At 42.8% G+C, this 6,773-nt stretch carries 5 protein-coding genes and 1 tRNA gene; 2 read left to right on the forward strand and 4 right to left on the reverse strand.

The features are described from left to right. Positions 1 to 74: 74 nt before the first annotated feature. Together dnaE and FN732_RS05135 are read left to right on the forward strand one after the other, a co-directional pair. Complete coding sequence (dnaE, locus tag FN732_RS05130) at positions 75 to 3,521, forward strand: DNA polymerase III subunit alpha (RefSeq protein WP_142935459.1); 3,447 nt, start codon at positions 75 to 77, stop codon at positions 3,519 to 3,521. A 10-nt stretch (positions 3,522 to 3,531) separates the two neighbouring features. Beyond that, complete coding sequence (locus FN732_RS05135) at positions 3,532 to 4,473, forward strand: acetyl-CoA carboxylase carboxyltransferase subunit alpha (RefSeq protein WP_142935461.1); 942 nt, start codon at positions 3,532 to 3,534, stop codon at positions 4,471 to 4,473. A 7-nt stretch (positions 4,474 to 4,480) separates the two neighbouring features. Here the strand turns inward: FN732_RS05135 and FN732_RS05140 are convergent, their stop codons facing one another. From FN732_RS05140 to FN732_RS05155, 4 genes are all read right to left on the reverse strand, one after another. Further along, positions 4,481 to 5,731: a DEAD/DEAH box helicase gene (locus FN732_RS05140; RefSeq protein WP_142935463.1), complete on the reverse strand. Its 1,251-nt coding sequence runs from the start codon at positions 5,729 to 5,731 to the stop codon at positions 4,481 to 4,483. A gap of 88 nt (positions 5,732 to 5,819) precedes the next feature. Then, positions 5,820 to 6,026 carry a cold-shock protein gene (locus tag FN732_RS05145; RefSeq protein ID WP_142935466.1) on the reverse strand — a complete coding sequence of 69 codons (207 nt, stop codon included), beginning with the start codon at positions 6,024 to 6,026 and terminating at the stop codon, positions 5,820 to 5,822. Between the two features lie 148 nt (positions 6,027 to 6,174). Continuing rightward, entirely contained in the window at positions 6,175 to 6,399 is a 225-nt protein-coding gene (locus FN732_RS05150) for a hypothetical protein (protein WP_142935468.1), read from the reverse strand. Positions 6,400 to 6,553: 154 nt separating this feature from the next. Further along, positions 6,554 to 6,629 (reverse strand) — tRNA-Asn (locus FN732_RS05155). Between the last annotated feature and the right edge of the window lie 144 nt (positions 6,630 to 6,773).

Genomic DNA, 6,773 nt, shown 5'->3' on the forward strand with positions numbered 1-6,773 from the left:
ATAGGTTAGGAATTTGTTAACGGGGAAAGTGTAGAATAACTTTTCCTATTGCAAAACGTTAAAGGAGTTCAAGGATGGTAAAGCCGGGAGATTTCGTCCACCTACACCTTCACTCTCAGTACTCAATCTTAGACGGAGCAATAAAAATCAAGGATTTAGCAGAGAAGGCTAAAGAGTACAGAATGCCTGCAGTTGCAGTAACAGACCACGGAAACATGTTTGCCTCCTACGAGCTCTACAAAACCTGTAAGGAAGCAGGAATAAAACCGATAATCGGTCAGGAGTTTTACGTTGCAAAGGGCTCAAGGTTTGATAGGGGAAAGGACAGTGAAAAGGGAACCTACCACCTCATCCTCCTCGCAAAGAACGATACAGGTTTGAAAAACTTAATGAAGTTAAGCTCAATCGCCTTTATAGAGGGATTCTACTACAAGCCGAGAATCGACAAGGAAGTATTGGAAAAGTACAGTGAAGGTCTCATTGCCCTCTCTGCCTGTATTCAGGGGGAAGTTCCAGCCCTATACCTTATGGGAAAGGAGAAGGAGGCAGTTGAGGCTGCAAAGTGGTACAGGGAGCTTTTTGGAGATGACTTCTACCTTGAAATCCAGTACCACGGAATTCCTGAACAGAAGAAGGCAAACGAGTTCTTGATAGAGCTTTCTAAAAAGCTTGACGTTGAGTTAGTTGCAACGAACGATGCCCACTACCTCAACAAGGAGGACTGGGAGGCCCACGACGTTCTCCTCTGCCTTCAGACAGGTAAAAAGCTTGCAGACGAAAAGAGGATGAGGTTCCCAAGTAAGGAGTTTTACTTCAAGAATGGTCAAGAGATGTTTCAAACCTTTAAGGACATTCCTCAAGCAATATTTAACACGTTAAAAATTGCAGAAAAGATAGATGAAAAACTTGAAACCTTTGAAAACAGAAAGTATCTCCTTCCAAAGTACTCAGTTCCTGAAGGTTACACCTACGAAAGCTACTTGAGAAAGCTTGCAGAGAAGGGACTTGAAAGGAGACTGAAGGAACAGGGAATAAAGGATGGAGAAACGGTAAAGAAGTACTACGACAGGTTAAACCACGAGCTTGAAATTATAAACAACATGGGATTTCCGGGATACTTCCTAATCGTCTGGGACTTTATAAACTGGGCAAAGAGGAACGGAATTCCGGTAGGACCCGGCAGAGGTTCAGCAGCAGGTTCACTTGTTGCCTACGCAATAGGAATAACCGACATTGACCCTTTAAGGTTTAACCTCCTCTTTGAGAGGTTCTTAAACCCTGAAAGGGTAACAATGCCGGATATTGACGTTGATATATGTCAGGAGGGAAGGGACAGGGTTATCCAGTACGTCCGTGAAAAGTACGGAGAGGATAAGGTCTGTCAGATTATTACCTTTGGAACGATGAAAACAAAAATGGTGGTGAGGGACGTTGGAAGGGTCTTGGGAATTCCTCCTAAGGAGGTAGATAAGTTAGCCAAGCTCATTCCAAACGATGCAAAGTCGGTTGAGGATGCAGTTGAGAGAGCTCCAGAGATAAAGGAGCTAATTGAAAAGGACAAAACTGTTGAAAGATTAATAAAAATTGCAAAGAGATTACAGGGACTTGCAAGGCAAACCGGAGTCCATGCCGCAGGAGTTGTTATAGCTCCAGAGACGCTTACAAACTACATACCCCTTGCAAAGAGCAAGGATGGAGACATTACAACTCAGTACGACATGGGTCAGGTTGAGTCATTAGGTCTTTTAAAGATGGACTTTTTAGGACTTAAAACACTAACAATTATTGACAGAACAATAAAGCTCATAAAGGAAAGGCACGGAGTAGAGATAGTTCCAACGGAGCTCCCCTTGGATGATGAAAAGACCTACAAGCTCTTACAGGAAGGAAACACTATCGGCGTATTTCAGCTTGAATCAAACGGAATGAGAAACCTAATGAAGAGGTTAAAGCCAAGTATCTTTGAGGACATCATTGCCCTTGTGGCCCTGTACCGTCCCGGTCCCTTAAACTCAGGGATGGCAGAGAGCTACATCAAGAGAAAGCACGGTCTTGAGGAGGTTGACTACATATTCCCAGAGCTTGAGCCAATTTTAAAGGAAACCTATGGACTCTTCATCTATCAGGAACAGATAATGCAGATTGCCAACGTCCTTGCAGGCTATTCCTTGGGAGAAGCCGACCTTCTAAGGCGTGCAATGGGTAAAAAGAAAAAAGAAATCATGGACGAGCAGAGGGGAATATTTGTATCCCGTGCCGTTGAGAGGGGATACCCGAAAGAAAAGATAGAAAAGCTCTTTGATGATATAGCAAAGTTTGCAGAGTACGGTTTTAACAAGTCCCACTCTGCAGCCTACGCCTTCCTTGCCTACGTAACGGCCTACTTGAAAGCTCACTATCCCAAAGAGTTAATGGCCACAATGATGTCCATCGACTTTGATAAAACCGACGAAATAGTAAAGCTTATAAAGGACTGCAGGGAAAACGGCATTCAGATTCTCCCTCCCGATGTTAATAGAAGTTCAGCCTACTTCACCATAGAGGAGGGGGGAATAAGGTTTGGTCTTGCAGGAATTAAAGGCGTTGGAGAGAAAGCAGCCCTTCACATTGAGGAGGTAAGGAAGGAGAAAGGTTCCTTTAAGGACATATACGACTTCTGCCAGAGGGTGGACTTAAGAGTCGTTAATAGAAAGGTGATTGAATCCCTCGTAAAGGCAGGTGCCTTTGACTCAACGGGAATTTCAAGGGCAGCAAACTATGAGGTTTTAGACAAGGCAATGGGAGTTGCACAGAGCATTCAAAAAACAAAAAATAGGGGACTGATGAGTCTATTTGGGGATGACAATTCAGTAATTGACAAGGAATTTCCAAACGTTTCAGAGTGGATGGACAAAATCAAGTGGGAGTACGAAAGGCAGGCAATAGGTTTCTACCTCTCAGGACATCCCCTTGAGGAGTACGGGGATATCGTAAGTTTTCGTTTTAACTCAACGAGTGAAAGGGAAAGTTGGAAGGACGGAGAGGAGGTCTCTTTAGTTGGGGCTGTAACTGAAGTAAAAACAAAGAGAACTCAGAGGGGAGACCTCTGGGCTACTGTTGAGATTACAGACTTGGATGGAACTGTCCAGGTTCTCGTTTTCCCCAACCTATATAGAGAAGTATCTGGAATTCTCACAGAGGGAAACTTGGTAGCAATAAAAGGGCAGGTCAGGGAAGAGGATGAGACAAAGAGCGTTATAGCAAAGGAGGTTAACCACCTATCTAATGTAATCTCCGAATCTACGAGGGAAGTTGTTCTAAGGATGGACAGTTCTCAGCTAACGGAAGACGTGCTCTTGGATATTAAAGGCTTCTTAGAGGAAAATTCTTCCCCTAACGGTAAACCTGTTGTTGTTGAAATTGAATTTCCGGACTGTTTTGCAAAATTGCAAATAGACCCGGACTTGAGATTACCCCTTGAGGGAGAACTTTTAAAACAGCTTCAAGGTCTCTTGCCAAACGGTCAAATAAGAGTAAACTGAGGTTGAAAAAATGGCTGGAGTGTATGAATTTGAAAAACAGGTAGACAGGCTGAGAAGGAAATTGGAGGAATTAAAGAGCTTGGGAAAACACGACCCTGCAGTAATTGAGGAAATAGAAAAAAAGTTTGAGAGAAAAATAGAGGAGTTCTACAGAGGACTTTCTGCCTGGGATAGGGTTCAGCTTGCCCGCCACCCCAACAGACCCCATTCGATAGACTTTATAAAAGCTGTATTTTCAGATTTTGTTGAGTTCCACGGGGACAGACACTGTGGAGATGGAAAGGCAATAATAGCAGGGTTTGGTACGTTTGAAGGGGAGAGCGTCTGTGTGATAGCCCAGGAGAAAGGGAGGGAAACAAGAGAAAAGATAGAGAGAAACTTTGGTATGCCCCTTCCTGAGGACTACAGAAAAGCCCTAAGAGTTATGAAGCTTGCTGAAAAGTTTAAGAAACCAATAATAACGTTAGTTGATACTCCTGGGGCTTTCCCGGGAATAGAGGCCGAGGAGCACGGTCAATCTGAAGCAATAGCAAGAAACCTACTTGAGATGTCAAAGTTGAAAGTTCCTGTTGTTAGTGTGGTTATTGGAGAGGGTGGAAGTGGAGGAGCCCTTGCCATCAGTGTAGCCAACAGGATTTTAATGTTTGAAAATTCCGTTTACTCCGTTATTTCACCTGAGGGCTGTGCTGCGATTTTGTGGCAGTCTCAGGAAAAGGTAGAGGAGGCTGCAGAGGCTTTAAAGTTAACGGCTGAGGAGCTCCTTAAACTTGGAATTATCGACGATGTAATTCCAGAACCCCTTGAGGGAGCTCACAGGAACTGGGAAGAAACGTTTGAAAACTTTAGGACGTATGTGGGAAAACACTTAAAGGAACTAAAACAATTGCCCCCTAAAGAACTTGTAGAGCAAAGGTACAAGAAGTTTCGCAGTATTGGAGAGTTTATAGGGTAGGAGTTTCCTACCCCATAACCCTTTTTAGTAAAAGAGCAACTATTTCTTCAGGGTTTCTCTTTTCTACAAGTTCCTTTGAAAGCCTTTTTATACTCTCTGGAACATTTTCTAAGGATTCAGAGAGGAGCTTTTCCTTAATTTCCTTTGTATCGTTAACCTTGAATCTCTCCGGCTTTACCCCTTTTAAACCCTTAATTCTGTACATTCTCCTCTTTTCAGGCTCGGCAACAAGGCTAATCGCAGTACCTTCCCTTCCTGCCCTTCCCGTTCTTCCTATTCTGTGAACGTAACTTTCAGGATTTTCAGGAAGTTCGTAGTTAATGACCAAACCTACGTTCTTTATGTCTATTCCCCTTGCTGCAACGTCCGTAGCGACCAAAACCCTTACTTTTCCTTCCCTAAATGCCCTCATAACATTTTCTCTCTGCCTCTGGGAAAGGTCGCCGTGAATAGCCCTGGCGTTTATGCCCCTTCTCTGGAGCTCCCTCTCAACATCTGCAGCATCTCTCTTGGTCTTTACGAAGACTATTGTCGAAGTGCCCTCGTTCTCCCTTAGGATCCTCTCGAGGGCTTTAAGCTTGTCCTCACTCTTTACAAACAGAATTCTCTGCTTAACCTTAGGTGTTATTAGTTCCTTGTTCGCCTTTATAAACTTGTAACCCGGCTTTAGGTAGTTATCTATAAGCTTTCTAATCTCGTAGGGCATAGTTGCAGAAAAGAGCATTGTCTGTTTTTCCGAGGGTGTTTTTGAGAGAATCTCCTCAATGTCCTCAATAAATCCCATATCTAACATCTGGTCTGCCTCATCTAAAACGGCATACCTAACCCTATCAAGTTTAAGGATTCCCCTGTTTATTAAATCCTTAATCCTACCAGGGGTTCCAACTACTATCTGATTTCTTCCCCTTCTCAGTATACTTGCCTGTCTATCTATTGAAACACCACCATAGATTGGATAGGCGGAGACACCCTTGTTCTTTCCAATGAGTGAAATTTCATGGGCTACCTGAATTGCAAGTTCCCTTGTAGGAGTAAGGATAATGGCTTTAACTCCCCTCTCCCTTGGACTTATTCCCTCCACAATGGGAATTCCAAAGGCCGCCGTTTTACCAGTTCCTGTTTGAGCCTGCCCCACAATATCGTGTCCTTCCATTGCTATAGGTATAGCGTCCTTCTGAATGGGAGTTGGATTTTCAAATCCCATTTCCTCTAAGGATTTTTGTACCCTTTCGTCTAAATCTTTGAAACTAAACTCCATTTTCTCTCCTTTAAATAAAAATTGCCACGGAAACCGCCGCCGTTTCAGACGGAAACCGTGGCAACTATTTTAATCAATTTAATTTTAGTTAAAGTCTTTCTACATCAACAGCCTTAAGGCCTTTGTCGCTCTCAGTAACGTTGAAGGATACCCTTTCTCCTTCCTCTAACGTTCTGAATCCGCTACCGCTAATTCCTGTGTAGTGGACAAAAACATCCTGTCCATTGTCGGCTGTAATAAAGCCGTAACCTTTCTTTGAGTCAAACCACTTTACTGTTCCTGTGAGCTTCTCCATGTTCCTTACCTCTCTTTAAAGTTTCTAAAATTTAAAAAGCCCCAGAAGGCAGAAACGGCATGCCTTCTGGGGCTAATCTGTTTCCGTCTGTGCTGCCTTCCGTAAATCTTAAATTGAATCTTATATCGTTAATTTTAAAAAGTCAACCCTAAACTTCAAGTTCTTCTATAAAGTTATAGGAGCTCTGGGGAATAATAAGAGTTCTTTTCTTAGCCCCTTCCTCCTTCAATCTTTTATACTCAGAAATATCCTCTTTAAAGGCAAAGTATCCAGAGGCCTTTACATGGGCGTCGTTTATAAACTCTATCTCCTCTGCAAACATAAATGTTCCTTCAGCACACGTTGGAGAAAACACAATTAAATACAGTTTCATTTCCAATCCCCAAGTTCTCAAATTTTGATGAAAATTATACAAAACCTTGAATTGTAAAAAAGCTTTGATATTTATGCAAGATATGGTTAACTAAAGATTAATTTTTCGGGAATAATAAAAAAGTCGCAGTGTAGATGTTAATTATTTTTAAAATTGGCTCCCCGGGCCGGCCTCGAACCAGCGACCTGGTGGTTAACAGCCACCCGCTCTACCCGCTGAGCTACCGGGGAGCTTTGCTATTGCATAATATAGGATTTTGTAACTAAGATGTCAACCCTTTGTTCTCGTTCAATACATGGTGGACACCCTGGAGTTTTTTAATATATTCCTCAAACTTCTCTACTGGAGTCTTATAACCAAGACCTTGATGAGGC

Source organism: Balnearium lithotrophicum, from assembly GCF_900182585.1.
In the GTDB taxonomy this organism is placed as follows: Bacteria; Aquificota; Aquificia; order Desulfurobacteriales; family Desulfurobacteriaceae; genus Balnearium; species Balnearium lithotrophicum.